Annotated in this window: 1 protein-coding gene; it reads left to right on the top strand. The window is 70.0% G+C overall.

The genetic code is table 11. From position 1 onward, the window contains the following. Nucleotides 1-11 precede the first annotated feature (11 nt). A partial coding sequence (locus tag NET02_RS16330) for a carbon-nitrogen hydrolase family protein (RefSeq protein ID WP_347711064.1) occupies nucleotides 12-814 on the top strand: 803 nt, incomplete at its 3' end.

The raw sequence follows: 814 nt of genomic DNA, 5'->3' as shown, positions 1-814 counted from the left end.
TGAGCGATATCCTGCGGGTTGGGGTCGTGCAGATGAACTCGCGCGGGGACAAGGCCGAGAATCTGGCCACCGCCGAACGGCTGATCGCCGAGGCCGCCGCCCGTGGCGCCCAGGTCGTCGCCCTGCCGGAGTACGTCTCCTACCTGGGGCCGCGCGAGCAGCACGAGGCGAACGCCGAGCCGATCCCCGGCCCCACCAGCGAGCGCTTCGCCGCCGCGGCTCGCCGGCACGACCTCTACCTCCTCGGCGGCTCTATCCTCGAGCGCTCCGCCACCCCCGGCAAGTACTACAACACCAGCGTGCTCTTCGACCCCAGCGGGGCCATCCTGGCGACCTACCGCAAGATCCACCTCTTCGACATCGACCTGACCGGCAACGTGACGGCCAACGAGTCGGCGACGATTCTGCCCGGCGACCGGGTGGTCACGGCTGAGATCGCGGGGCATAAGGTGGGGCTGACGATCTGCTACGACCTGCGCTTTCCGGAGCTGTACCGGCTGCTGGCGCTGGAGGGGGCGGAGCTGGTGTTCGTGCCGGCGGCGTTCACGCTCTACACGGGGAAGGATCACTGGCACGTGCTGCTGCGGGCGCGGGCGATCGAGAACCAGTGCTACGTGGTGGCGCCGGCGCAGATCGGGCCGCACGAGCCGAACGCACAGTGCTACGGGCATGCGCTGGTGGTGGATCCGTGGGGGACGGTGGTGGCGGAGGCGCCGAACCGGGTGGGGGTGGTGGTGAGCGAGCTGGACTTCAGCTACCTGCGGGAGATCCGCGCGCAGCTCCCCTCGCTGGCCAACCGGCGGCCAGAGGCCTA

The sequence above is a fragment of the Thermalbibacter longus genome (genome assembly GCF_023806485.1).
GTDB lineage: Bacteria > Chloroflexota > Chloroflexia > Thermomicrobiales > Thermomicrobiaceae > Thermalbibacter > Thermalbibacter longus.
This window is presented reverse-complemented; position numbering and strand designations above follow the sequence as displayed.